Genomic DNA, 25,179 nt, shown 5'->3' on the forward strand with positions numbered 1-25,179 from the left:
GCGATTGGGCAAGAAATAAAAAAGCTGCCGCCCGAAGGCAGCAGCCGGTGTGTTAGAATGTGTCGTTAAACTTGTATCCAATGCCCCAGATGGTCAGAATGTACTCGGGCGCGTCGGGGTTGGGCTCGATCTTTTTGCGCAGTTTGCGGATAAACGCCATGATATTGCTGTCATCGAGCAGATAATCGCCTGACCAGACCGCTTGGTAAATCTGCTCCTTGGTGAAGACCTCGCCGCGGTTGCGGGCGAGAAAGCACAGAATGTCGAACTCCTTGGGCGTGAGCGGAATGTCCACACCGTCCCGGGTGACGCTGCGCGCCTTGGGCGAGATGGTGAGCGCACCGCAGACAATGGTGTCGGCCGGTGCGGGCATGGCTGCATCGTCGGTCAGTTCGAGCAACAGCGAGGAGGCTTCGCCCTCCATGAGACTGCGCACGCCGTCCAGCAAGTCCTGAGCGCTGACCGTCGCGGGCGCTGCGGTGCGCAGTGCATCACACAGCCACTGTGCCAGCGAGGAATCCAAATTGACAAAACCGATGTTCTTTTTCATAGATGGATGCCTCCTTTCTCACAGCAGGGTGTAGTATCGGCGCAGATACCAGGTCTTTGCGACCGTGACGAGCAGCAGATAGAGCACGACCACGGCGGTCAAAAATGCGAAATAGCGCAGGGGAAGTGCGGTCAGTCCGATGAGCGCACCGAGCGGGGTAAAGACCAGCGCGGTGAACAGCACGATGCCGGACAGAGTGACCAGCATGACCGGACGGGAAGGACGGCTCAGCGGAACTTTTTGGGTGCGCAGCAGGTGTAAAATCAAAATTTGTGTCCACATGGACTCCAAAAACCAACCGGTCTGGAACAGAGAGACGAATTGCCGCTGCGCTTCGGGGGAGAGAGCCGAGAAACTTCCGCCGCAAATCTGGGGACACAGCCAGAAAAACAGAAATCCGAAGGTCAGGATATCGAAAAACGAGCTGATGGGGCCAAAAAAGCGCATAAATCGTCCGAGCGTCCGACCCGACCACTCGAGCGGACGGGCGCAGGCTTCGCCGTCGACCTTGTCCCACGGTAGTACTAGACACAGCATGTCGTAGAGCAGATTGAGCAGCAAGAGCTGCACCGAGGTCATGGGGAAGAAGGGCAGGAAGACGCTCGCGATGACGATGGAAAAGATATTGCCAAAGTTGGACGACGCGGTGATCTTGATGTACTTTGTCATGTTGGCAAAGGCGTTTCGACCTTCCAAAATGCCTGCTTCCAGCACGTTCAGGTCTTTTTTGAGCAGCAATACGTCGGCACACTCGCGCACCGATTCGGCAGCGGTATCGACCGAGATACCCACGTCTGCGGCTGTGATGGCGGGCAGATCGTTCATGCCGTCGCCTAAGAAACCGACCGTATGCCCGTTGTCCTGCAAGACCTGCACGATGCGCATTTTCTGTTTGGGGGATAGCTCGGCAAAGACCGTGCAGCGCTCAACACAGACCGGAAGTTCGTTGTCGGTCAGCTGATCGAGGGCTTCACCGGTCAGAACCGACGCGGTGTCAATCCCCAGACGGCGGCAGATGGACACCGCGACGCTCTTCTGGTCGCCGGTCAGCACCTTGCTGTGTACGTGTAGTGCGTTTAGTTTGTCAATCGCGCTGGCAGCGCTGGCCTTGGGCGCATCGAAAAAGACCAGATAGCCGAGCAAGATCAGATCGCGCTCGTCGTTCGCGGTCAGGGCTTGCAGCGTGACCGGACGATAGGCAACAGCCAGCACCTTCATGCCGTCTTCCAGCATTTCGTCCACGACCGCATGCACACTGTTTAGACCATCTGCGCCAAAGGGGTGGAGCGCACCGCGGTGCACGACCTGACTGCACCGGCGGCAGACTTCGTCGACGCTGCCCTTGACAATGAGCAGATTGCACGCCTCGTCTCCGACCAAGACACTCGAACAGCGGCGATTGTAGTCAAACGGCAGCTCGTCCAGCTTGGGATGCTGCACCTGAAATTCGCCCAGCCGTGCGTCCCAGCCGGGGAAGCTACCATATCGCAAAATTGCGCGATCCAAATGATTTTCCACACCGGTGGCGTACCGGCTGCTCAGATAGGCGAGTTCCAGCACTCGCTCGCTCTCGTTGCCCAGAACGTCCAGATAGTATTCGAGCAGTACGGTATCTCCGGTTAGCGTGCCGGTCTTGTCCACACATAAGACATCCATGCTGCCAAAGCCCTGCATGGCGTTGATGTTTTTGACGATGGTCTGTTTGCCTTCCATCGCGGCGCTGCCCTTGGCCAGACAGGCGTTGATGACCATGGGCAGCATTTCGGGTGTCAGACCGACTGCGACCGACAGGGCGAACAGAAAGGCGGCGAACCAGTCGCCCTTGGTCAGACCGACCGCGACAAAGACGATGGGGACGAGTACGGCCATAAAGCGGATGAGCACCCAGGCGATCGAGTTTGCACCACGGTCGAAGCCGTTCTTGCGCCAGAGCGGTGCCTGCATGGTACCGCCCGAAATGGTGTCCTGACCGACGGCCAACACGATGCCCTGACCGCTGCCGCCGATGACCGAACAGCCCTGAAAGACCGTGTTCTGGTAGGATGCATAGTCACGGGGCAGATGGGAGAGCGCTTGTGCGGTTTTTTCCAGCACGGCACTCTCGCCGGTGATGATGGACTGAGAGACGAATAGGTCATTTGCCTGTATCAGACGCAGATCGGCCGGGACACGGTCACCGGCAGACAGGCGCACAAGATCGCCCACAACCAGAGCGGACGCAGGCAGACCGATCCACTGACCATCCCGACAGACCGTGACCTCGGTGTGTGTCAGGTCAGAGAGGTGGTCGGAGATGCGCTTTGCGCGCAGCTCCTGCACAAAGCGCACCGTGCCGCTGAGCAGCAGCATGCAGCATATAATGATGACCGTCGTGGCGTTGCGGCTGAAATTGGAAGCCAGAACGACATCGGTCACCAGAGAGATGACAGCCAAAAGGAACAGAATGACCGTAAAGGGGTTGATGAGCGCACGGCGCAGACGGAAACCGACCGTGTCCGCCGTTCCGCTCGAAACTGCATTGCTGCCAAACTGTGCACGGCTTTTTTCTGCCTGTTCGGTGCTCAGACCGTCCGACGGAACATGTAGATGGTCACAGACCGCGTCGGCTTCCAGCACGGCGCACTGGCGAATGCGCGGATGAACCGAACTGTCCATAGATTCACCTCCGAAAAAACACGTTTCTCTTATCATACCATACAATCTGCGCGCTGCCTGCCCCTAAAATCTTGTTTTTTCCTTGCTTATCTTGATTGAGACAAAAAATCCCTCTGAAACCGGGGGATTCCGATTCCAGAGGGAGAGAAAGTTTAAGCGAGCAGGGTGCTTTCCAGATCGGAGAGCATCAGGTCGAGTGCGGTGATGCCGCCCTCAGCCGTGTACCAGACTGCGGGGTGCGACAGGTACACGATATGACCATTCTTGTACGCGTCGGTGCCCATGACCAGCTGGTTTTCCATAATTTCCTGTGCCAGCTTTGCGCCGTCGGTGCCGACTGCCGCGTCACGATCCATGACAAAGATGTAATCCGGGTTCTTGTCTACAATGAACTCGAAGGATGCTTCGTTGCCGTGGGTGGAGGTGTCGAGGTTTGCGTCGATGCCGATGTTTTGGAAGCCGATCTCGCGGCCAATGATCGAGCAGCGGCCATCGTTGCCCAGTACATTATAGCTGCCGCTGGTGGTCATGCCGATGATGGCGGTCTTGTCCTTGGCAAAGGCGGACAGCGCCTCGATGCGGCCGTCAAAGTCTGCCATCAGTTCGTCGACCTTGCTTTCCATGCCAAACAGGGAAGCGATGGTGGTGGCGTTCTTGCGCACGCTCTCGACCACACCGACCTCGGTGTCGACCGACAGATAGACGACCGGCGCGATCTCGCTGAGCGCGTCATAGCTCGATGCCAGACGGCCGCCGATAAAGATCACGTCAGGTTCGGAAGCCATGACAGCTTCGAGGTCGGCTTCCTTGATGGTGCCGAGATTTGCGACATCGCCGCCAATATAACTCTGTAAGTACTCCAGACTGGTATCCGCCGTGCCGACCACGCGGTCACCGACGCCCAGTGCGTCCAGAATGTCCAGCGAAGCCATGTCCAAAATGGCGATGCGCTGCGGGTCGGACGGCACCTCGAGCGAAATCTCTTCCTTGCTGCCGTTGAGCGAGGTGATGGTCATGGTTTCCGCAGCAGCATTTGCGGAAGCGTCGGAGGTGGATGCGGTCTTGTCTGCGCCGCAGGCGGTCAGACTCAGAACAGCAGCGGCAGCCAGTGCCAGAGAAACAATCTTTTTCATCATTACATGCTCCTTTTTTCAAAAAGTACCGAAAAAATGTGTGTGTGCTTAATAGTAGATAGACAGCGGTTTTCCCTTGATGTTCAGAATCTCGAAGTCTACCTGGTAGATCTCGGACAGATTTTCCTTGGTCATCACCTCCTCTGCGGTGCCGAATTTTGCGATCTTGCCATCCTTGAACGCACAGATATAATCCGAGTAAAAGGCGGCGTAATTGATCTCGTGCAATACCAAAATGACCGTCTTGCCCAGCTCATCACACAGACGGCGCACAATTTTCATCATGTTGGTCGCGTGATAGATGTCGAGGTTATTGGTCGGCTCGTCAAGCAGGACGTAGTCGGTATCCTGCGCGATGACCATTGCAATCAGCGCACGCTGACGCTGACCGCCCGACAGTTCATCGATGAAACGGTCGGCAAAGTCGTGCAGCTCCATATAATCCAGCGCACGGTCGACAATTTCGTGGTCTTCCGGGGTCAGACGGTTGCCTGAATAGGGGAAGCGTCCGAAGCAGACCAGCTCGCGCACGGTCAGCTTCATCTGAATGTTGTTCTGCTGGGTCAGGATGGCCAGACGCTTGGACAACTCGCGGCTCTTCCACTTGTGCATCGCCTTGCCCTCAAATTCGACCAGACCGCTGTCGTGGGCGATCAGGCGGGAGATCATGCCCATCACAGTAGACTTGCCCGCACCGTTGGGGCCGATGAGCGAGATGACCTTGCCTTTGGGGATGGAAAAGCTGACGCCGTCGACGACCGTCTTGTCGCCATACTGCTTGGTTAACGACTGGATGTGCATAAATCAGACCTTCTTTCGTGACAGGAGGAGATAGAGGAAGTACAGGCCGCCGCCGACCGTGATGAAGACGCTGACCGGTACTGAGTAGGTGTAGACGTGCTCGACGATGAGCTGACCGCCAACCAGAACGATCATACCGAACAGGGCAGAGCCTAGAATGAGCTGGCTGTGACGGTAGGTTTTGAGCAGCTGGCGGGACAGGTTTGCGATGATGAGGCCGAGGAAGGAGATCGGGCCGACCATGGCGGTTGCAACCGCGATGCACAGGGTCACGCCCAGAAGCAGACGGCGGATGCAGCGGTCATAGTCGACGCCCAGATTGATGGCCTGTGCCTTGCCGAGGGTGAGCACGTCGAGCAGTGCAAGCTCACGGCGCAGGGCAAAGACGATCACGGCCAATAGGATAAGCGAAAAGACGATGATCTCTGAGTTGATGTTGTTGAAGCTTGCAACCAGCGTGGTCAGCAGGGTGTCGTACTCGTTGGGGTCCATGACGCGGGTGAGAGTGGACTGGATGCTGCCGAAAAAGGAGGTCAGCACGGTGCCCACCAGCAGGACATAGAGTACATTGTGCCGGGTCTTTTTGAAAATCCAGCTGTAAATGAGGGTGGCCGAGATGCCCATGAGCACCACGTCCACGGCGAATGACAGATTGGCATTGGTGGCAATCAGGCTGCCCGAGCCCAGGAAAAAGACGACTGCCGTGTGGATGAGGGTGTACAACGAGTTCATGCCCAGCAGACAGGGGGTCACGATGGTGTTGTTGATGACCGACTGAAAGACAATGGACGCGCCGCCGATGGCGAAGGCGGTAATGAGCATGACGACAAGCTTGGGGGTACGCAGCTTCATGGCGTACTGGAACAGCTTGGGATTTGCAAAGTTTACCTCAATGAGCATGTAGCCGGCGGCACAGAGCACGACTAGAGCCAGCATGATAAGCAATTTGGTGCGATTTGCGCGGACTGCGGACAGATTCACGACATTTCGCCTCCTTTCAGATCGGGGAGCGGCGAACAGCAGCTTGTCCCGGGGTTTTTGCCGAGTCGGACGGCTTTGCGTCCGTTTTTCAGGCGATAGAACAGCAGACCGATGAAGATGAGACTGCCAAGAATGCCGACGATGAGTTCGATGGGCAGTTCGTAGGGGAAGATGACTACACGACCGATCATATCGCAGACCAGCACGAAGAGCGCACCGAACAGCGCGGTGTCGACCAGTGCACCGCGAATCTTATCGCCCTTGAACATGGCGACAACGTTGGGGACGATCAGACCGATGTAGGAGATCGAGCCGACGACGACCACGATGGACGCGGTAATCATGGCCGAGATGGTCAGACCGGCGAACAGGACGAGATTATAGGGAACGCCAAGGTTTTTGGAGAAATCCCGACCCAGACCGACGATGTTGAAGTGGTTTGCAAAGACAAAGGCCAGAATGACCAGCGGAACGGCCAGCCAGACGATCTCATAACGTCCCTTGAGGACAAGCGAGAAGTGACCGACCAGCCAGGTGGACAGCGCCTGTGTCATGTCGTGCTGATAGGCGAGATAGCTGGTCAGACCGCCGATGACGTTGCCGAACATGATGCCCACGAGCGGGACCATGACCGCGTCCTTGAACTGGATGCGCTGAATGAACCAAACAAAGACCCAGGTGCCGAGGATGGCAGCGCCAAAGGCGAAGAGTGCACGGCTCCAGAGTGTCGAAGTCGGGAAGAACAGCAGGGCAAGCAGAATGCCGAACTGTGCCGAGGAGATGGTCGCGCCGGTGGTGGGCGAGACGAATTTATTGCTGCAAAGCTGCTGCATAATGAGTCCGGCGACGCTCATGCCCACGCCGGTGCACAGGATGGCGAGCAGTCGGGGCAGGCGGGAGACCACAAAGACCTCCAGCTGGTGCAGATCACCGGATAATAAATCACGGGGTGTCAGGTCGATGACGCCGACAAAGAGCGAACAGATCGCAAGCACGATAAGGGCGAGCGACAGAAGGATGGTGGAACGATTGGATTTGAGCATATCGACTCCCTTTCTCAAAACAGGAACGGAGGTTAGTTTAAACTAACCATAACACAAAAAAAGACACAGTGCGTTTCTTGCTTGTCACACACTGCATGCCGGTGTGTATTATAGCACGAAAAGTTAGTTATATGCAACTTGTGAAAATCACAGGAATTTTGAGACAGAATCCTTGCGCTTTTGACGGATTTCACGAGGCGATTGGCAAAGCAAGAAGGAAAATATGGAAAATTTGCGGGCGGATATCCGGGTTTTGCGCCATGCGTTCCATTTTCGTTCATTTTTTGATATAATGGATGCACCTGACAGAGAGCCGCAGGGGAAATGTCGGAAGACGAGGAGAAAACTATGGAAAAAGAGACAAAGGGCGTGCGCACCAAGCGACAGCTATACCAGTGTGCGATGAAGTTGTTCCGCGAGCGCGGCTTTGACCGGGTCTCGGTGGACGAGATCGTTCGCGAAGCCGGCATGGCCAAAGGGACGTTCTACATCTATTTCAATACCAAATCGGACATTATTTTGGAGATGCTGCGGCAGTACGATACCTATTACGATCAGATTATGGCCGGTTTGCCGGACGACCTGTCCATCGATGAGCAGATGGAAGAGATTGTAAAGGGTGCGTGCCGGTTTACCGAGGAGGTCATCGGTCTGGACCTCATCCGTGTGCTGTATGTCAAGCAGCTGACCGAAGGGCAGGAACATCCGGGACTGCTCAACGAGGATCGAGCCCTGTTTCGCATCCTGTCCGAGCTGCTCACCGCGGGACAGCGTGCCGGAATCTATGACCCGGCTCTGGATGTGCCCGACACCACCCGTCTCATTCTGCACGGCATCCGTGCGAGCTTTTTCGAGTGGTGTTCCAGTCGGGGACAGTTCGATCTGACTCAGGAATGTCTGTATTTTCTGCATACCTTCTGCCGCGGAATTTATCATACGGCGAAATGAATAAAAATCCGAACGGTGCGTCCGTTCGGATTTTTTGTGTCTGTTCCGCGATTGCGTGCCATGCGCCTTGTAAAGTTTAGCGATCAGAGCGGTTCTGTTGTCCGCCGGTCACGGACAAAAGGGGATACAATCTCACGCTAAATTGGTAAAAAAACGAAAAATTACTTGACGAAGCTCATAAATAGGCATTATAGTATAAGAAAGGAAAAATATGACTATGGTCATATTTTATCGATCACAAAAGAAAGGGTTTGAAAATCAGTATGGGAAAAGAGCGCAAGACGGGTGGTGTCCTGGGCGCCATCGAACGTGCGGGCAATACCTTGCCGCATCCGTTCATATTATTCTTGTATATCACAGCCGGTTTGGCTGTATTGTCGGCTGTCCTGTCGCTGATGGGGGTATCTGCGGTCAATCCGACAACCGGCGAAACCGTTACGGTACAGAATATCATCAGCCGAGACGGTCTGGTGTGGATCGTGGAGAACATGCTGCTCAACTTCTCGGGCTTTGCACCGCTTGGATTGGTGCTCGCCATGCAGATGGCGATCGGCCTTGCAGAGGGTAGTGGTCTGCTTGATACCTTCATGCGCCGCGCCATTCTGGGTGTTCCGCTGTGGGCGCTGAGTGCGACCGTCCTGTTTTTGGGCATCAACGGCAGTATCGCGTCTGAGGCATCCATCATCGTCATTCCGGCACTGGCTGCAACCGCGTTTCAGGCGGTGGGCAAGCACCCGATTGCCGGTCTGATTGCAGGCTACGCCGCCACCAACGCCGGTTTTACCGCGAATATCCTCATCACCGGCACCGATGCACTGCTGTACGGTGTCACCGAGGACGCAGCGCAGATGATCGACCCGTCGGTCACGCTGACCCCGGCCATCAACTGGTATTTTATGATTGTATCCTGTCTGGTGCTGACCGTCGTGGGCGTTTTCGTCAATGACCGCATCATTGTGCCCCGTCTGGGTGAGTACAAGGGCAGCGAAAAGGCAGACGAGCGCACGGCAACCGATCTGGAAAAGAAGGGTCTGCGCAATGCAGGTATTTTCACGCTGATTTATGCAATCCTGCTGCTGATCTGCCTGGTTCCGCAGAACGGCCTGCTGCGCGGTGAAAACGGCAGCATTCTGGAATCTCCGTTCATCACCGGTCTGGTTCCTATCCTGATTGTCTATTTTGTACTGGCTGGTGTCGTGTACGGCAAGACCGTGGGCACGATCAAAGACAGCGGTGATATTCCCAAGATGATGGCCAATTCGCTCCAGTCGCTGACCGGCTATATCGTTCTGGTCTTTGTCATCGCGCAGTTCATCAACATGTTCAGCTACACCAATCTCGGTACGATCATTGCGGTCAATGCGTCCGATGCCCTGCAGAAGGTCGGCTTTACCGGCATCCCGCTTGTCATCGGCGTCATCCTGCTGACCATCTTGGTCAACTTTGTTATGACCAGCGGTACGGCAAAGTGGTACATCTTTGCACCGATTTTCGTGCCGATGTTCATGCTGCTCGGCTATTCGCCCGAGTTTGCACAGGTCATCTACCGTATCGGTGACTCGATCGCAAACCCGCTCACGCCGATCTATCCCTATCTGCCCATCGTCATCGGTATGGCGCAGAAGTACGAAAAAAATACCGGTATCGGCACCATCATTTCCATGACGCTGCCGTACTCCATCGCCTTCCTCATCGTCTGGATTGCGCAGGTCATCGTGTGGATGGCCTTCAATCTGCCGCTGGGCCCGGGCGCATCGGTATTCCTGGCATAAAAACATACAAGGGCTGCGTATCGTGATGCGCGGCCCTTTTCCCATCGAAAGAGGAGAGAAATATGGGTTATAAAAAATTGCTCTGCGGACGGCTGTACGACGGTATCCGAGACGAAATGCAAGAAAATCGAGAAATTTTGATCGAGGATAAGACCATTCTGGAGGTCGGTGCGCATACCGCGACCCCGCAGGGCTGCGAAGTCATCGACCTGACCGCACTGACGGTCACGCCCGGTATGATCGACGCGCACGTGCACGCGGCCTTCTTTGACTGGCGCGAGATTCCCAAGGACGCAGTGTACTACTCGGACGGCATGCGCGCGCTGGCAACCGCCGAATGCGCCCGCCGTGCATTGGCCGGTGGTTTTACCACCATTCGCCACGTCGGCTGGTTCCGTGAAGATTACTCGCTTGACGTGCGCCGCGCCATTGATGCCGGATTCATCGACGGTGCACGCATGGTCGTTGCACCGCACTTCCTGTGCGCACCCGGCAGCCACGGTGACAGCACCCAGAGCATCGCGACCAATCCCGCACTGTCCCGCTTTATGGAACAGCAATACCCGACCATGGGCAGCGGCGCCGAGTTTTTCCGCGATGCCGTGCGCCACGAGGTCAAGATCGGTGCGGATTTTATTAAGATCATGGCAACTGGCGGGTTTTTTACGCCCAATGACTCGCCAGAGGATAAGCAGCTGGCCGATGACGAGCTGCGTGCGATCATCGATACCGCGCACTCGCTGCACACCACGGTGACTGCCCATGCCTACACGGCCGAGCTGGTCACCACCCTGGCACAGATGGGCATTGATGGCATTGAGCATGCGTCCATGGTTGACCGCAATACCATCCGCTTGCTGGAAAAACGGGATATTTACGTCGTGCCGACCTTCTGCCCGTATGACGAGATTATTCTGCTGGATGAGGAAAAACTGGCGCAAAAATCGCCCGAATTCCAGCGCAAACTGCGCTATTATCGCGAAGCGCTGGTCGAAGGTCGTAAGGCACTCATTGACAGCAATCTGCGTCTTGGCTACGGCACCGACCTTGTGGTCGGCTATCAGAACTATGAGTGCGGACGCGAATACTCGGCATGGCTGCGCAACGGTGTATCGCCCTACCGTGCGCTGCGCGCTGCAACGGCGGAAAATGCTCGAATTCTGGGACTTTCCGACAAGATCGGCACCATTGAACCGGGTAAGCTGGCCGACATTTCGGCTTGGGGACGCGATCTGCTGACCGATGACAAGGCACTTTTAGACTGTGCGTTTGTCATGAAGGAAGGCCGGGTGCATGCGCACACCTGCATTTTGGACAATTACCGTTGAGGGAGGCTGAACCATGCGATATCAGGACTGTCTGCACAGTATCCGGCAGTTAAATGAACAATTTCGCCATTATAAGAGCATTGAGTCGCTGTTTGAGCTTGACCAGTGGTCGATGCTGCCCGCCGAGGGTGCGGCCTATCGCCAGCAGACCGCGGCGTTCATCGGGGAACAGAAAAATGCGCTGTACTGCGGAGACCAAGCTCGTCGAGTAGCTGATTTTCTGTCGGGTGTCAAGCTCGAAGAGCTGGACAACGACATCGACCGCGCACTGGTTCGCATCTTTCGCGCACGCTATCGCAACGCCGTGCATACGCCGGTCGATCTGCTGCGCGAATACAATTTGATGAAAGCCGAATGCATGAACGCTTGGAAGCAGGCGCGTCAGGCGCAGGATTATGGGATTTTCCGTCCGTATCTGGCACGCGCATTCGATCTCAAAAAGCAGATTGCCCTGTCGATCAACCCGGATGCACCTGCATTTGAGACGCTGGTGGGCATGACCGACGAGGGCTTGCAGGTGCGCGAGGTGTCCGAACAGTTCGACCGCCTGAAAACCGGTCTGCGCAGTCTGCTCGATCGACTGCAAACCGGTCACGCACCCGAGGCTGCACCCATCTCGGACTGTGACCCCAAACAGATGGAGCGCTTTGCCCAGCGTCTGGCGCGTGAACTGGGCTATTCACCCGAACGCGGCAGCTTCAACAACCGTGTCGTGCACGCATTTACCTCCTTCATGGGGCCGCGTGACGCGCGTGTTTCCACCTATCGAAACGGCAGCTACAACCTGATTTTCACCTATCTGCACGAGGCCGGTCACGCGATGTACGCCAGCGGCAGCAGTCAGGAAATCATCGATGCCGGTCTGTGGGGCGGTGTTGAGGGCGGTTTCCACGAGGCAAATGCACGATTTTTCGAGAATATGGTCGGTCACAGCCGTGCGTACTGGTCACATTATTATCCGCAGCTGCAAGCGAAGCTTGCGCCCTTCCGCGACATTTCACTCGATGCGTTCTATGCCGCGACCCATCAGGTACGACCCACACCGCGCCGCATCTCGTCCGACGAGGTCACATACAGCCTGCACGCCATTTTGCGGTTTGAGCTTGAGCGCGACTATTTCGCCGGAGAACTGTCGGCAGATGACATGGCGCAGGCGTGGAATGATAAGTATGAGCGCTATCTGGGCATCCGTCCGCAGAACGACACAGAGGGTGTCTTGCAGGATATGCACTGGGCGGGTGATTACATCGGCTATTTCCAGAGCTATGCGCTGGGCAACATCTACACCGGACAGATCCTGCAAGCCATGCAGGGGGACATTCCGGACATGGATGCACGCATGGCGCGCGGCGACTTGCAGCCGATTTACGCATGGATGCAGGATAAAATCTGGCAGTACGGCTGCTGTTACACGGCGGGCGAGCTGATGCACCGATTGACCGGAACTGGTCTGGATGCGCAGCCGTTCCTTACTTATCTGGAGCGCACCTATGGTGCACTTTATGGCATTTCATAAAACCAGAGATAAAAAGAGGGCAGTGCGCTTGCACTGTCCTCTTTGTGTATGGATAAAATTTAGATTGCCGGGAAGCGGTAGATGGTCTGGTGCTTAAACAGCGTACCCGGGCGCAGGATGGCCTGCGGCCAGTCGGGGTGGTGGATATTATCGGGGTAGAACTGGGTTTCCAGACAGAAGCCGGCACGTCTTCCGTAAACCGCACCGTTTTTACCCGTGGGAGCGCCTTCCAGCGCGTTTCCGGTGTAGAACTGCACACCGGGCAGGGTGGTTTCCACCTGCATGGTGATGCCGGTTGCGGGAGAAGTGACCTCTGCCGTGGGGGAGAGGAAACCAATCGAGCCGCGCAGGGCAAAGTTATGATCGTAGCCGCCGACGTTTTGAAGCTGCTCTTCCGGGTCGTCCCAGTGTGCGCCGATGGCGGTCGGGGTGCGCAGATCGAGTGCGGTGCCGGTGACCGGTGCGAGCGTACCCAGTGGGATGGCCTCGTTATCAACCGGTGTGAAATAGTCCGCATTTAGGGTGATTTTCTGATCGCCGACCGAGCCTGCGTCGTGACCGGACAGGTTCCAGTAAGCATGGTTTGTCAGATTGCACAGGGTGGGTGCGTCGGTCTGTGCCTGATAGTCGATGATGAGCGCACGGTTTGCCACGGTGTAGCGCACGCAGACCTGTAACGTGCCGGGGTAACCCTCGTCACCGTCCGGACTGGTCAGGGTCAGCACTAGGCTGTCGCCGTCCGTTTGAACATTCCACAGCCGTTTGTCAAAGCCCTGTCCGCCGTGCAGGTGGTTGCGTCCGTCATTTGTGCGCAGGGTGTAGTCCTTGCCGTCGAGCGAGAATTTACCGCGTGCGATGCGGTTGCCAAAGCGGCCGATGAGTGCGCCGATGAACTTGTCCTGCACTTCATAGCTGTGCACATCGTCATAGCCCAGTGCAACATCAACCATCTTTCCGCTGCGATCGGGTACCAGAACCGACTGGATGGTGCCGCCGAGGTTCAAAATACCGACCGAGATCACGCCGTCTGAAAGCCAATATCGCATGATCTCATGGCCGTCCGCTGTCTTGCCGAAGGGTTCCTGTCTGATGCCTGCCATACAAATGCCTCCTTACAGATGATTCTGATGGTATCATAACACTTTATGCGCGAAAAGAAAAGACACCTATGGCTCAAAAAGTATAGGATGCAGAAAAAGGCTGAAAAAAGTGAAAAAATTAACAAAGTGCTTGTGTTCTGTCCGTGGGAATGGTATAATCTCATAAACGAAAAGACTTTTACAAAAGTATGGGGTGTTCCTATGGCACAAAGCCGTAAAATATCAACTGCCGAACTGCGCAGACAAAATAGAAATAACATTTACCGATATTTTTACGATGCACAGACCCCGAAAACCAAGCAGGATATTGCAAATGACCTTTCGCTCTCGCTGCCGACCGTAACGCAGAATCTGCGCGAGCTGATGGACGCGGGATTGATCGAATATGCAGGACTCATCGACTCGAACGGCGGACGGCGTGCGCGCAGCATGCAGATGTGTGCTGACGTACAGTTTGCCGTCGGCATCGAGCTGTCGCCCAAGCACATCCGTCTGGCGGCGGTCAATTTGCGGGCGGACGTGATCGCATACGAGAAGATTGCCTGTCCGTTCAGCAATGATGTGAGCTACCGGCAGCGCATGGCGCGTGCACTGGAAGAATTTCTGGATCGTTTCTCGCTCGACCGCGGCCGACTGCTGGGTGTGGGCATCACGCTGCCCGGCATCATCGACGAGGAAAACGGCATGATCGAAGTCGTTCCGGTTTTCGGACTGCGCAAAATGCGTTTGTCTCTGCTGACCGAGCTGCTGCCTTATCCGGTTTTCGTGGAAAACGATGCCAACGCAGGCGGTTTTGCCGAGTGGTGGAATCATGCGTCGTTTGAGACCATGGCCTATCTGTTTATCGGCAAGGGTGTCGGCGGGGCACTGCTCATTGACGGCAAGCCTTACGTCGGTGTCCAGCGCCGCAGCGCTGAGTTTGGTCACATGTGCATCGCGTCAAACGGTAAGGTGTGCAGCTGCGGACGGCATGACTGTCTGGAAGCATACTGCTCGACTGCACGTTTGAGCGATGATCTGGACATTTCGGTCGAGGACTTTTTCCGCGGTCTGCACGAGGGAAATGAGCAGTATTTTGCCGTCTGGAAGAACTATCTGGACGCGCTTTCGGTCGGCATCAACAACATTCGCATGATGATGGACTGCCCGGTCGTGGTGGGTGGTACGATCACACCCTATCTCGAGGAGTATTTGCCCGATCTGGTCGCGCGTCTGAGTATGCGCAGCAGTTTTGACGATGACGGCAGCTATCTGCATCTGGGACGCTGCGGTGACCGGGCGAACTGCGTCGGTGTCGCACTCCACTTCATCGCAGACTTTATGAAAAGTATTTAACAAAAGTCGAAATTTGACAGAAGCAAAGAGGACGTTCTCACAAGAGAACGCCCTCTTTTTTGTGCACAATGGCAAATTCGGTGGAGATGGAGCGGTAAAAGTTTACAAATACGGAAAAGAGTTTTTTGGCAATCTACTGAAAATGTGTAAAATGGATAAAAACTATTGACTATCTAAAAACGCAGATGTATGATATCACCATAAGTTAAGTAAAGGATATTTACAAAAGTGATTTAACAAATTCCTTTTACTTAAAACCGGGAAATTGAAAAAGGAGAGTGCGGTAAAATGAAAAAACGGTTACTGGCAATGTTGATGGCAGGTACCATGGCGCTGAGCATGACGGCATGCGGAGGCGGCGGTGCTTCCGATGGCGGCGAAGCAGCTGACGGCGGCGAGGCTGCCGAAGGCGCAGCAAAGATCGGTGTTTCCATGCCGACCCAGTCGCTGCAGCGCTGGAATCAGGATGGTACAAACATGAAGGAACAGCTGGAAGCTGCGGGCTATACGGTTGACCTTCAGTACGCTGGCGACAACGACATTCCGACCCAGGTATCCCAGATCGAGAACATGATCGCAGGCGGCTGCGACGCACTGGTTATCGCAGCAATCGACGGCTCGGCACTGACCGAGGCGCTCAAGGGTGCTTCCGAGAACAACATTCCGGTCATCTCTTACGACCGTCTGATTATGAACTCGGATGCAGTTTCCTACTACGCAACCTTCGATAACTACAAGGTTGGTCAGATGCAGGGCGAGTACATCCGCGATGCACTGGATCTCGACAATGCAGCAGGTCCGTTCAACATCGAGCTGACCACCGGTGCGCCGGATGATAACAACGTAAACTTCTTCTTCGGCGGCGCAATGGACGTGCTCCAGCCGTACATCGACAGCGGCAAGCTGGTTGTTCCCTCTGGTCAGACCGAGAAGGCACAGTGCGCGACCGCAAACTGGTCGACTGAGGAAGCACAGAAGCGTTTCGAGAACATCATCACTTCTGTTGGCTACGGCCCCGACGGTGTCAAGCTCGACGCAGTTCTGTGCTCGAACGACTCCACTTCTTACGGCGTACAGAATGCCCTCCAGGCAGCAGGCTACACCGCAGACAACATGCCGATCATCACCGGTCAGGACTGCGATAAGCCCAACGTCAAGAATCTGGTTTCCGGTCTGCAGTCCATGTCCGTCTTTAAGGACACTCGTACCCTGGCAGATGCAACGGTCAAGATGGTAGACGCCATCGTTAAGGGCACCGAGCCTGAGATCAACGACACCGAGACTTACGACAACGGCACCGGTATCATTCCGTCCTACCTGTGTGATCCGGTCATCGTAACCAAGGACAATTACGAAGAGATCCTGATTGACAGCGGCTACTACACCGCAGAGGATGTTGCGTAACCTTTAATAGATTCGGGCGGGCGGTGTAACGCTGCCCCGCCCGAATTTTATGTAAAAACGGGAGTGAAGCAAATGGCAAAGACTCTTCTCGAAATGAAGAACATTGTAAAGCTGTTTCCCGGCGTTCGCGCGCTGGACAACGTAAACCTCAAAGTTGAGGAGGGCGAAGTTCATGCGCTGGTTGGTGAGAACGGAGCGGGAAAAAGCACGCTGATGAATGTTTTGAGCGGCATTTATCCCTATGGCAGCTATGAAGGCGATATCCTGTACAATGGTGAGGTTTGTCAGTTTAAGACCATTAAGGACAGCGAGGCCAAGGGCATTGTAATCATTCATCAGGAATTGGCACTGGTACCCTATCTGAGTATCGGAGAGAATATGTTCCTCGGAAATGAACGAGGAAGCAAGGCACGAATTGACTGGGACGAAACTTACCACCGTGCAGATGAACTGCTGCGGCAGGTTGGCCTGACCGAGTCCAGCCATACGCTGATTAAGGATATCGGCGTAGGCAAACAGCAGCTGGTCGAGATCGCGAAAGCGCTGGCCAAGAATGTAAAATTGCTCATCTTGGATGAGCCTACGGCATCACTCAACGAGTCGGACAGCCAGAAGCTGCTCGATCTGATGCTGGAATTCAAAAAGCAGGGCATGACGAGTATCATCATCTCGCATAAGCTCAACGAAATTTCTTACGTAGCAGATAAGATTACGGTCATTCGTGACGGTTCTACGATTGAGACGCTGACCAAGGGTGTCGATGACTTTTCCGAGGCGCGTATCATCAAGGGCATGGTTGGCCGTGATTTGTCCGACCGCTTCCCAAAGCGCACGCCGCATATCGGTGAGATCGCGATGGAAGTCAAGGACTGGACGGTGTACCATCCGATCTACGAGGGTCGCAAGGTGGTAGACAACGTCAATTTCAACGTCCGCAAGGGCGAGGTTGTAGGTATTTCCGGTCTGATGGGCGCAGGACGCACCGAGCTTGCCATGTCCATCTTTGGCCGCAGCTACGGCTCGCACATTACCGGCACGCTGACCATCGGCGGCAAGGAAGTCCACCTCAAGACGGTCAAGGAAGCCATCAATGCAAAGCTCGCGTACGTCACCGAGGATCGAAAGGGCAACGGTCTGGTACTGACCAACCCCATTCGCGTCAACACCACGCTGGCAAAGCTGGATAAGGTGTCCAACCATGGCGTTATCGACCGGGATAAAGAAGTACAGGTTGCGGAGGACTACCGCAGCAAGCTGCGCACCAAGTGCCCGAGCGTCGAGCAGAACGTCGGCAACCTGTCGGGCGGCAATCAGCAGAAGGTTCTGCTGGCAAAGTGGATGTTTGCCGATCCGGATATCCTGATTCTGGATGAGCCGACCCGTGGTATCGACGTCGGCGCAAAATACGAGATTTACACGATCATCAACCAGCTCGTCGCCGAGGGCAAGAGCGTCGTTATGATTTCTTCCGAACTGCCCGAGGTTCTGGGTATGTCCGACCGCGTCTATGTCATGAATGAGGGACGCATGGTCGGTGAATTCCCGATCGAAGAGGCAACGAGCGAAGCCATTATGGCTCGTATCCTGCAAACAAGCGGAAAGGGCGTGTCAAACAATGACTAAACTGAAGGATACACTGAAGAAAAATACCATGTTGGTGGCACTGATCATCGTCATGGCTTTGTTCCAGGTGCTGATTATGAGCGCGGGCAAGGGCTCGCTGTTCGCACCGACTAACGTTGCAAACCTCATCATGCAGAACAGCTACGTCGTCATTCTCGCGACCGGCATGCTGCTTTGCATCCTGACCGGCGGTAACATCGACCTGTCGGTCGGCTCGATCGTTGCCCTGATCGGTGCGGTCGCCGGTACGTTCATCGTCAAATGGGAGATGAACATTTACCTCGCTATCGTTCTGTGCCTGGTCATCGGCCTGCTGGTCGGTGTTTGGCAGGGCTTCTGGATTGCTTACGTCAACATTCCGCCTTTCATCTGCACCCTGTGCGGTATGCTGATCTGGCGCGGTCTGGCAACCATTATTCTGGACGGCACCACCATTTCGCCCTTCCCGGAAGAATACCTCAAGTACTTTACCTCTTATCTGCCCGGCGCGGATGCCAGCAAGACAGTCATTATGAGCGTCTCGCTCATTGTTGGCGCACTGTGCTGCGCAGCACTGGTCGCTGTCACCCTGTTCGGCCAGATGCAGAAAAAGCGTAAGGGCTATGCAACCGAAGCTGCCGGCCTGATGATCGGTCGCCTGGTTGTGATTTGTGCAGTCATCATGGCAGTCTTCTACCTGCTCGGCCAGAGCAAGGGTATCCCGACCGTTCTGGTTCTTCTGGCAGTCGTTGTATTCATCTATCAGTATTTCACCACCCGTACGGTATCCGGCCGTCATATCTATGCACTCGGCGGCAACATGAAGGCTACTCAGCTGTCCGGTATCGACACCAAGAAGGTTATGTTCGGCGTGTACGTCAACATGGCATTCCTGTCCGCTGTCGCAGCACTGGTCTGCGTCGGTCGTTTCAACTCGGCAGCGCCCTCTGCTGGTACCAACTATGAGATGGACGCAATCGGTTCGTGCTTCATCGGCGGCGCTTCGGCATACGGCGGTGTTGGTACGGTCGGCGGCGCAGTCATCGGCGCAATCTTCATGGGCGTTCTGAACAACGGTATGTCCATCCTGGGCATCGACGCAAACTGGCAGAAGGTCGTTAAGGGCCTGGTACTGCTGGGCGCAGTTGTATTCGATGTCGTCAGCAAGAAGCAGAACAAGTCCCGCTGATTTTAAGAGAAGAGGCGTAACGCATGAATTACTTACTTGGCATTGACGTCGGCACTTCGGGCACCAAGACCGCGCTGTTTGACACCGCGGGCGGTGTGATCGCAAGTGCAACTTATGAATATCCCATGCAGCAGCCGCAGAACGGCTGGGCAGAGCAGGACCCGAATGACTGGTGGGACGCCGTACGCCACGGCGTTTCCCAGGTACTGCGCGACAGCGCCATCCAGCCCTCGGACATCAAGGGCATCGGCATTTCCGGTCAGATGCACTCGCTTGTAATGCTGGATGAGAACAATCAGGTCTTGCGTCCGGCTATCCTGTGGTGCGACGGACGTACAGCCAAAGAGTGCGAGGAGATTCACGAGCGGGTCGGCAAGGAACGCCTGATCGAGCTGACTGCCAACCCGGCACTGACCGGCTTTACCGCCGGTAAGATTCTGTGGGTGCGCAAGCACGAGCCGGAAATTTACGCAAAGTGCCGTCATATCCTGCTGCCCAAGGACTATATCCGTCTGATGCTGACCGGTGAGTACGCCACCGAGGTATCTGACGCGTCGGGTATGGGTCTGCTGGACGTACCCCACCGCTGCTGGTCGGACGAGGTGCTGGAAAAGCTCGAGATTGATAAATCCCTGCTCGCCAAGGTTTACGAGAGCCCGGAAGTCACTGGTCGTGTGACCGCACAGGCGGCAGCCGAGACCGGTCTGTCCGAGGGTACCATCGTGGTCGGCGGCGCGGGCGACAATGCCGCAGCCGCAGTCGGCACCGGTGTCGTGGTCAACGGACGTGCATTCGCGACTATCGGCACATCGGGCGTGGTTTTCGCACATACCGACTCGCTGTCCATCGACCCCAAGGGCCGCGTGCATACCTTCTGCTGCGCCGTGCCCGGTGCATGGCATGTCATGGGTGTTACCTTGGCAGCCGGCGCATCGCTCCAGTGGTTCCGCAACAATCTGTGCCGGGATATCATGGAGGAGGCCGACAAGCGCGGCATCGATCCCTATGTTTTGATGACCCAGATGGCAGAAAAAGTGCCGGTGGGTTCCGAACGTCTGCTGTTTTTACCCTATCTGATGGGCGAGCGCACCCCGCATCTTGACCCCGATTGCCGCGGTGCATTCGTTGGTCTGTCGGCCATCCACACCCGTGCCGAGATGATTCGTGCGGTCATGGAGGGTGTCACTTTCTCGCTGCGCGACTGCATGGAAATTCTGCGCGGCATGAACGTAACCAGCGAAGAGATCGTTGCCTGCGGCGGTGGCGGAAGCAGTCCGCTGTGGCGGCAGATGCTGGCCGATGTGCTGGGCTGCGGTGTCTCGACCGCAGTCAGCCGCGAAGGCCCGGCGCTGGGTGTTGCCCTGCTGGCAGGCGTGGGCGCTGGCCTGTATGAGAGCGTCCCGGCGGCCTGCGAGGCGGTCATCCGCACGAGCAAGCCCCAGTTGCCGAACGAGACCGACGCTGCACAGTACAACAAGTACTACACCCTGTATCAGACTTTGTATCCCGCCCTGCGTGACAGCTATGCCGCGCTGGCTAAGCTGTAAAGGAGAATTCATCATGCAAATCATGAGCGTTTTCGATACGACGTTTGCACCCTATGGCCGTGTGATTGCAGACCTAGACTGCACCGAGCTGCTGGACACGCTGCGCAAGACCACCGACAAGCCGGAGGATGCAGTTGTCTACGTTCCGTCGGCCGAGCAGCTCGAGGCGCTGCCCGTGTTTGACACCCTGCGCGACAGCGTGTACGGCGGTATGCCCATCCAGATCGGCTACTGCAACGGCTCCAACACCAAGCTCAACTGTGTGGAGTACCACAGAGACAGTGAGATCAACATTGTGGCCGACGACATGGTCTTTCTGGTCGGTTTGGAGAGCGATATCACAGACGGCAAGCTGGATACCGCGTCCATCCGTGCATTCCGTGCACCGGCTGGCACGGCGGTCGAGCTGTACGCTACCACGCTGCACTATGCACCCTGTGACGCAGCCAAGGGCGCAGGTTTCCGGGTTGCAGTCGTTCTGCCACGCGGTACCAACACCGAAAAGCCCGACGGCACCGGTGCACTGGGCGAGGACAAGCTGCTCTGGGCACGCAACAAGTGGCTGATTGCACATCCTGACACGAACGAGGCAAAGCAGGGCGCATTTGTCGGCCTTGAAGGTGAAAATCCCGACATTGCACCGCTGATCTGAATTTTTTCATCCGCAAAGAGATGAGAACGGAGGAACATAAAATGACCAACATTCCTGAACTCAAACTTGGTATCATCTCGGTAAGCCGCAGCTGCTTCCCGATTACACTGTCCGAAAAGCGCCGCTCCAACGTTGCCCGTGCGTTCGGCGAGGGCCTGTACGAGTGCCCGATCTGCGTCGAGAACGAAGTTGATGCACGCAAGGCGGTTGACGATGTTGTCGCACACGGTGTCAACGCACTGTGCGTATTCCTGGGCAACTTCGGTCCTGAGACCCCCGAGACCATGATTGCCGACTGGTTCGACGGTCCGATCATGTACACCTCGGCTGCCGAGGGCGACGGTGACTTGCACGACGGCCGCGGCGACGCATACTGCGGCATGCTCAACGCATCCTACAACTTGGGTCTGCGCGGCAAGCGCGTGTACATCCCGGATTATCCGTGCGCAACCGCAGAGGAAGCTGCACAGCAGATTCGCGAGTTTGCACCGATTGCCACCGCGCTGATCGGCCTGAAGGGTCTCAAGATCTTCGCATTCGGCCCGCGTCCGAACGATTTCCTGGCCTGCAATGCGCCCATCAAGGCACTGTACGACCTGGGTGTAGCAGTCGAAGAGCACTCCGAGCTTGACCTGCTGGTTGCCTATAACAAGCACAAGGACGACCCGCGCATCCCGGCCAAGATGGCTGAAATGGCTGCTGAGGCTGGCAACGGCGAGAGCAAGTTCGCCGGCATCCTGCCCCGTCTGGCACAGTATGAGCTGACCCTCGAGGACTGGATGGCTGAGCATCTGGGCACCAGCAAGTATGCAGCCTTTGCAAACAAATGCTGGCCTGCATTCCAGACCGAGTTCGGCTTCGTGCCCTGCTACGTCAATTCCCGACTGACCGGCCGTGGTATTCCGGTTTCGTGCGAGGTTGATATTTACGGCGCACTGAGCGAGTACATCGGTATCTGCGTATCCGGTTCGGCAGTCACGCTACTGGATATCAACAACTCGGTACCGGCTTCCATGTATGAAGAGTCCATCGCGGGCAAGGTTCCGTACCGTCATCGCGAGACCTTTATGGGCTTCCACTGCGGCAACACCTGCCCGAGCCTGCTGCGCAACCCGCACATGGGCTACCAGCTGATTATGAAGCGCGACCTCGAGCCCGATCTGCCCGAGCCCGACATCACCCGTGGCACCATGGAAGGCGACATCAAGGCCGGTGACATCACCTTCTTCCGTCTCCAGTCCACTGCATCCACCCAGCTGCGTGCATACGTTGCACAGGGCGAGGTACTGGATGTTCCGACTCAGTCCTTCGGTTCCATCGGTATCTTTGCAATCCCCCAGATGGATCGCTTCTACCGTCATGTGCTCATCGAAAAGCAGTACCCGCATCACGGTGCGGTTGCCTTCGGTCACTACGGCAAGGCGCTGTTCGAGGTCTTTAAGTACCTCGGTGTGACTGATATCGCCTACAATCAGCCCGCATCCCTGCCGTATCCGACCGAGAACCCCTTTCACTAATTAAACACGCTTCATTGCGAAACTGATCTTCTACTCTTCTTACCCTTTTCGAACGCCCGGACGCCGTCTGTATTATGCAGGCGGCGTTCGGGCGTTTTGATATTTATATAATAAGGAGTCGATTTGCGCGTCAAGTGCGCGGCGTGTATAATGAAAGAAAACGCAAAAATTTTTTGAAAAAGTTTGAACGGATTTGTCTGCCTCAATCGTATGAGAAGTGAAACCACTCATACAAAGGAGGTCAATACGATGAAAAAGAGATGGATGAGCGCTGCGGCAGCGGCAATGGTGCTGATGATTGGTGCGACTAGTGCAGTGGCTTGGGGCGGACAGAGCCGGTATGTCGATGCAAATGGCGACGGCGTGTGCGACAACCGCACGGTGAATTGGGTTGATACCAACGGTGACGGTGTTTGTGACAACTGTGCGGGTAATGGCCAGTGCATTGGATTTGTGGACGCCGATGGAGACGGCATCTGTGACAATCGAGGAACAAATGGACAGGGCGCGGGCTATGTGGATGCAGACGGCGACGGTGTGTGTGACAATCGTGCGGCTGGCGGCGGTATGATGCGCGGTCAGGGGCGCGGCATGGGTCGAGGTGCAGGAGGCGGCTGCATGCGGTAATACTTTGGATGGGGGTGAAGGTATGAGAAGTGAGCAGGAGACCAACGAGGCGGTCGAGCGATACGCCGATCTGGTGCGTCGACTGTGCATGATTCATCTGAAAAATCATGCCGACACCGAGGATATCTTCCAAACTGTATTTCTGAAATATCTGACCAGTACGACCGTGTTTGAGAGTCAGGAACACGAGAAAGCCTGGATTATCCGCGTGACGCTTAATGCCTGCCGTGACCTGCTGCGCAGCTTTTTTCGCAGCAGAACGGTGTCGCTGGACACCCTGCTCGACCAACCTGCCGACCTCGCACCTGCGCACAGTGAAGTGCTCGAAGCCGTTCTGTCCCTGCCTGCACAGTACCGGGATGTCGTGTATCTGCACTATTATGAGGGATATACCGCACCGGAGATCGGGAAAATCCTGGGAAAGAACGAAAACACCATTTATACGCGCCTGACCCGGGCGCGTGGACTGCTGAAAGAAAAGTTGGGAGGGGATGACGATGCGTGAGCGCGTGCGGGATGCGTTTGACCAGATTACCGCGGATGAAAAATTAAAGGAACAGACCAAGATGTTTCTGGTACAAAAGTGCAGGCAAGCACCTGCGCGCAGACCGGTTCGGCGCATGGCGGTCGTTCTGGTCTGTCTGATGTGTCTGATGCTGGGTGTGGGCGGCTGGGCGTATTTGACCCCGACTTCGGCCATCAGTATTGAATCGTCCGCAGCGCTCGAGCTCAGCGTCAACCGCTTTGACCGCGTCATCGCCGTGCGCGGTACCGACGAGGCAGGCTGTGCGCTGGCGCAGTCGCTGCAAGTCGATCACATGCCTTATTTAAGTGCCCTGCAAGTCGTGCTGGACGCACAGGCGGACGGGGAAGGGGTGTCCATTGGCGTTGCTGGGAAGGATTCTGGCCAGTGCGAGAGCATGCTGCAAGCTGTGCAGAACTGCACCGCTGCGCAAAAGCAGGTGCAGTGCTATATGACCGATGCTGATACGCTGGACGCGGCCAGAGAGAGCGATCTGCCGCTCGGCAAATACCGCATGCTGCTGACCTTGCAGGCACTTGACCCCAGCCTGACAGCCGATGACGTGCGCGGACTGTCCATGCCGGAGCTGCGGCAACTGGAGCAAACACTGTCGGAAACCGATTCGACCGGTCAGACGAGCGGACGGGGGGCACAGAATGGCAGAAATGGTCAAAATGGCAATGGAAACGGCCAGAATGGCGCTGGAAATGGTGCTGGGAACGGCTACGGAAACGGAAAAGGCAATGGACAGGGCAACGGTGCAAGACACGGCCAGACCGGAGGTTGAATGCACGGCCTTCGCCAGACTGCACAAGTTCTGCACAAATTATTTGTCAGACTTGCTCGTTGACTTTGTCCTGTGAGTTTGATAGAGTAATTACAGCAATTGAAGACAATGGCTGTTACTGGTAATGCAGGCAAGACCACACAAAAAATCATCGGATTCGATGGTGCTT

22 protein-coding genes are annotated in these 25,179 nt (G+C 55.9%); 15 read left to right on the forward strand and 7 right to left on the reverse strand.

Going from position 1 to position 25,179, the window contains the following annotated elements; genetic code table 11:
• Positions 1 to 52: 52 nt before the first annotated feature.
• The 6 genes from B5D52_RS03450 to B5D52_RS03475 form a co-directional block, all read right to left on the reverse strand.
• Positions 53 to 550, reverse strand: coding sequence for a winged helix-turn-helix domain-containing protein (locus tag B5D52_RS03450; protein WP_016147330.1), 498 nt, complete (start codon positions 548 to 550; stop codon positions 53 to 55).
• Between the two features lie 18 nt (positions 551 to 568).
• On the reverse strand, positions 569 to 3,205 hold the full coding sequence (gene mgtA / locus B5D52_RS03455) for a magnesium-translocating P-type ATPase (protein WP_016147329.1): 2,637 nt from the start codon (positions 3,203 to 3,205) through the stop codon (positions 569 to 571).
• Between the two features lie 152 nt (positions 3,206 to 3,357).
• Positions 3,358 to 4,338, reverse strand: a complete 981-nt coding sequence (locus B5D52_RS03460) for a siderophore ABC transporter substrate-binding protein (protein ID WP_016147328.1) — start codon at positions 4,336 to 4,338, stop codon at positions 3,358 to 3,360.
• Between the two features lie 48 nt (positions 4,339 to 4,386).
• A complete protein-coding gene (locus tag B5D52_RS03465; RefSeq protein WP_016147327.1) occupies positions 4,387 to 5,139 on the reverse strand; it encodes an iron ABC transporter ATP-binding protein in 753 nt (250 codons plus the stop codon).
• A 3-nt stretch (positions 5,140 to 5,142) separates the two neighbouring features.
• On the reverse strand, positions 5,143 to 6,120 hold the full coding sequence (locus tag B5D52_RS03470) for an iron chelate uptake ABC transporter family permease subunit (protein ID WP_016147326.1): 978 nt from the start codon (positions 6,118 to 6,120) through the stop codon (positions 5,143 to 5,145).
• Complete coding sequence (locus tag B5D52_RS03475) at positions 6,117 to 7,163, reverse strand: ABC transporter permease (RefSeq protein ID WP_016147325.1); 1,047 nt, start codon at positions 7,161 to 7,163, stop codon at positions 6,117 to 6,119. Before B5D52_RS03475 ends, B5D52_RS03470 begins: the two co-directional genes overlap by 4 nt.
• A 348-nt stretch (positions 7,164 to 7,511) precedes the next feature.
• Here B5D52_RS03475 and B5D52_RS03480 point away from each other — a divergent pair, with 348 nt between their 5' ends.
• From B5D52_RS03480 to B5D52_RS03495, 4 genes are all read left to right on the forward strand, one after another.
• On the forward strand, positions 7,512 to 8,111 hold the full coding sequence (locus B5D52_RS03480; protein ID WP_016147324.1) for a TetR/AcrR family transcriptional regulator: 600 nt from the start codon (positions 7,512 to 7,514) through the stop codon (positions 8,109 to 8,111).
• A gap of 251 nt (positions 8,112 to 8,362) precedes the next feature.
• Positions 8,363 to 9,883, forward strand: coding sequence for an AbgT family transporter (locus tag B5D52_RS03485; protein WP_242951089.1), 1,521 nt, complete (start codon positions 8,363 to 8,365; stop codon positions 9,881 to 9,883).
• Between the two features lie 62 nt (positions 9,884 to 9,945).
• Complete coding sequence (locus tag B5D52_RS03490; RefSeq protein WP_016147322.1) at positions 9,946 to 11,211, forward strand: amidohydrolase family protein; 1,266 nt, start codon at positions 9,946 to 9,948, stop codon at positions 11,209 to 11,211.
• Positions 11,212 to 11,224: 13 nt separating this feature from the next.
• On the forward strand, positions 11,225 to 12,727 hold the full coding sequence (locus B5D52_RS03495; protein WP_016147321.1) for a gluzincin family metallopeptidase: 1,503 nt from the start codon (positions 11,225 to 11,227) through the stop codon (positions 12,725 to 12,727).
• Positions 12,728 to 12,786: 59 nt separating this feature from the next.
• On the opposite strand, the gene B5D52_RS03500 is transcribed toward B5D52_RS03495, so the two are convergent.
• Positions 12,787 to 13,827 (reverse strand): aldose epimerase family protein, encoded by a 1,041-nt coding sequence (locus tag B5D52_RS03500; RefSeq protein ID WP_016147320.1) that lies wholly within the window; start codon positions 13,825 to 13,827, stop codon positions 12,787 to 12,789.
• Between the two features lie 201 nt (positions 13,828 to 14,028).
• On the opposite strand from B5D52_RS03500, the gene B5D52_RS03505 reads away from it, so the two are divergent.
• The 11 genes from B5D52_RS03505 (at position 14,029) to B5D52_RS03550 (ending at position 25,010) form a co-directional block, all read left to right on the forward strand.
• Entirely contained in the window at positions 14,029 to 15,162 is a 1,134-nt protein-coding gene (locus tag B5D52_RS03505; protein WP_040332748.1) for an ROK family transcriptional regulator, read from the forward strand.
• A gap of 13 nt (positions 15,163 to 15,175) precedes the next feature.
• The gene (locus B5D52_RS16315; protein ID WP_207651141.1) at positions 15,176 to 15,331 is read left to right on the forward strand and encodes a hypothetical protein; all 156 of its coding nucleotides are present in this window, start codon (positions 15,176 to 15,178) and stop codon (positions 15,329 to 15,331) included.
• Between the two features lie 119 nt (positions 15,332 to 15,450).
• A complete protein-coding gene (chvE, locus tag B5D52_RS03510) occupies positions 15,451 to 16,566 on the forward strand; it encodes a multiple monosaccharide ABC transporter substrate-binding protein (protein WP_016147318.1) in 1,116 nt (371 codons plus the stop codon).
• 72 nt (positions 16,567 to 16,638) lie between these two features.
• Positions 16,639 to 18,189 carry a multiple monosaccharide ABC transporter ATP-binding protein gene (mmsA, locus tag B5D52_RS03515; protein ID WP_016147317.1) on the forward strand — a complete coding sequence of 517 codons (1,551 nt, stop codon included), beginning with the start codon at positions 16,639 to 16,641 and terminating at the stop codon, positions 18,187 to 18,189.
• Complete coding sequence (gene mmsB, locus B5D52_RS03520; protein WP_016147316.1) at positions 18,182 to 19,357, forward strand: multiple monosaccharide ABC transporter permease; 1,176 nt, start codon at positions 18,182 to 18,184, stop codon at positions 19,355 to 19,357. The genes mmsA and mmsB overlap by 8 nt, the downstream gene beginning before the upstream one ends.
• A gap of 23 nt (positions 19,358 to 19,380) precedes the next feature.
• Positions 19,381 to 20,904 carry a xylulokinase gene (gene xylB, locus B5D52_RS03525; protein ID WP_016147315.1) on the forward strand — a complete coding sequence of 508 codons (1,524 nt, stop codon included), beginning with the start codon at positions 19,381 to 19,383 and terminating at the stop codon, positions 20,902 to 20,904.
• 13 nt (positions 20,905 to 20,917) lie between these two features.
• Positions 20,918 to 21,556: a DUF4867 family protein gene (locus B5D52_RS03530; RefSeq protein ID WP_016147314.1), complete on the forward strand. Its 639-nt coding sequence runs from the start codon at positions 20,918 to 20,920 to the stop codon at positions 21,554 to 21,556.
• Between the two features lie 41 nt (positions 21,557 to 21,597).
• Positions 21,598 to 23,073 (forward strand): L-fucose/L-arabinose isomerase family protein, encoded by a 1,476-nt coding sequence (locus tag B5D52_RS03535; protein WP_016147313.1) that lies wholly within the window; start codon positions 21,598 to 21,600, stop codon positions 23,071 to 23,073.
• Between the two features lie 249 nt (positions 23,074 to 23,322).
• Positions 23,323 to 23,700: a hypothetical protein gene (locus tag B5D52_RS03540; RefSeq protein WP_016147312.1), complete on the forward strand. Its 378-nt coding sequence runs from the start codon at positions 23,323 to 23,325 to the stop codon at positions 23,698 to 23,700.
• 22 nt (positions 23,701 to 23,722) lie between these two features.
• Positions 23,723 to 24,205 (forward strand): RNA polymerase sigma factor, encoded by a 483-nt coding sequence (locus B5D52_RS03545; RefSeq protein WP_016147311.1) that lies wholly within the window; start codon positions 23,723 to 23,725, stop codon positions 24,203 to 24,205.
• Entirely contained in the window at positions 24,198 to 25,010 is an 813-nt protein-coding gene (locus B5D52_RS03550) for an anti-sigma-I factor RsgI family protein (RefSeq protein WP_016147310.1), read from the forward strand. Before B5D52_RS03545 ends, B5D52_RS03550 begins: the two co-directional genes overlap by 8 nt.
• The last annotated feature ends 169 nt before the right edge of the window (positions 25,011 to 25,179 follow it).

The organism is Butyricicoccus pullicaecorum DSM 23266 (assembly GCF_900167005.1).
In the GTDB taxonomy this organism is placed as follows: Bacteria; Bacillota; Clostridia; order Oscillospirales; family Butyricicoccaceae; genus Butyricicoccus; species Butyricicoccus pullicaecorum.

Excerpts from the sequence above, each read along its gene's own strand:
- mgtA (WP_016147329.1), bottom strand. The coding sequence starts at position 3,205 with ATGGACAGTTCGGTTCATCCGCGCATTCGCCAGTGCGCCGTGCTGGAA.
- B5D52_RS03480 (WP_016147324.1), top strand. The coding sequence starts at position 7,512 with ATGGAAAAAGAGACAAAGGGCGTGCGCACCAAGCGACAGCTATACCAG.
- B5D52_RS03545 (WP_016147311.1), top strand. The coding sequence starts at position 23,723 with ATGAGAAGTGAGCAGGAGACCAACGAGGCGGTCGAGCGATACGCCGAT.
- B5D52_RS03495 (WP_016147321.1), top strand. The coding sequence starts at position 11,225 with ATGCGATATCAGGACTGTCTGCACAGTATCCGGCAGTTAAATGAACAA.
- B5D52_RS03490 (WP_016147322.1), top strand. The coding sequence starts at position 9,946 with ATGGGTTATAAAAAATTGCTCTGCGGACGGCTGTACGACGGTATCCGA.
- B5D52_RS03460 (WP_016147328.1), bottom strand. The coding sequence starts at position 4,338 with ATGAAAAAGATTGTTTCTCTGGCACTGGCTGCCGCTGCTGTTCTGAGT.
- chvE (WP_016147318.1), top strand. The coding sequence starts at position 15,451 with ATGAAAAAACGGTTACTGGCAATGTTGATGGCAGGTACCATGGCGCTG.
- B5D52_RS03450 (WP_016147330.1), bottom strand. The coding sequence starts at position 550 with ATGAAAAAGAACATCGGTTTTGTCAATTTGGATTCCTCGCTGGCACAG.
- B5D52_RS03540 (WP_016147312.1), top strand. The coding sequence starts at position 23,323 with ATGAAAAAGAGATGGATGAGCGCTGCGGCAGCGGCAATGGTGCTGATG.
- B5D52_RS03475 (WP_016147325.1), bottom strand. The coding sequence starts at position 7,163 with ATGCTCAAATCCAATCGTTCCACCATCCTTCTGTCGCTCGCCCTTATC.
- B5D52_RS03465 (WP_016147327.1), bottom strand. The coding sequence starts at position 5,139 with ATGCACATCCAGTCGTTAACCAAGCAGTATGGCGACAAGACGGTCGTC.
- B5D52_RS03535 (WP_016147313.1), top strand. The coding sequence starts at position 21,598 with ATGACCAACATTCCTGAACTCAAACTTGGTATCATCTCGGTAAGCCGC.
- mmsB (WP_016147316.1), top strand. The coding sequence starts at position 18,182 with ATGACTAAACTGAAGGATACACTGAAGAAAAATACCATGTTGGTGGCA.
- B5D52_RS03505 (WP_040332748.1), top strand. The coding sequence starts at position 14,029 with ATGGCACAAAGCCGTAAAATATCAACTGCCGAACTGCGCAGACAAAAT.
- B5D52_RS03530 (WP_016147314.1), top strand. The coding sequence starts at position 20,918 with ATGCAAATCATGAGCGTTTTCGATACGACGTTTGCACCCTATGGCCGT.
- B5D52_RS03550 (WP_016147310.1), top strand. The coding sequence starts at position 24,198 with ATGCGTGAGCGCGTGCGGGATGCGTTTGACCAGATTACCGCGGATGAA.
- xylB (WP_016147315.1), top strand. The coding sequence starts at position 19,381 with ATGAATTACTTACTTGGCATTGACGTCGGCACTTCGGGCACCAAGACC.
- B5D52_RS03500 (WP_016147320.1), bottom strand. The coding sequence starts at position 13,827 with ATGGCAGGCATCAGACAGGAACCCTTCGGCAAGACAGCGGACGGCCAT.
- mmsA (WP_016147317.1), top strand. The coding sequence starts at position 16,639 with ATGGCAAAGACTCTTCTCGAAATGAAGAACATTGTAAAGCTGTTTCCC.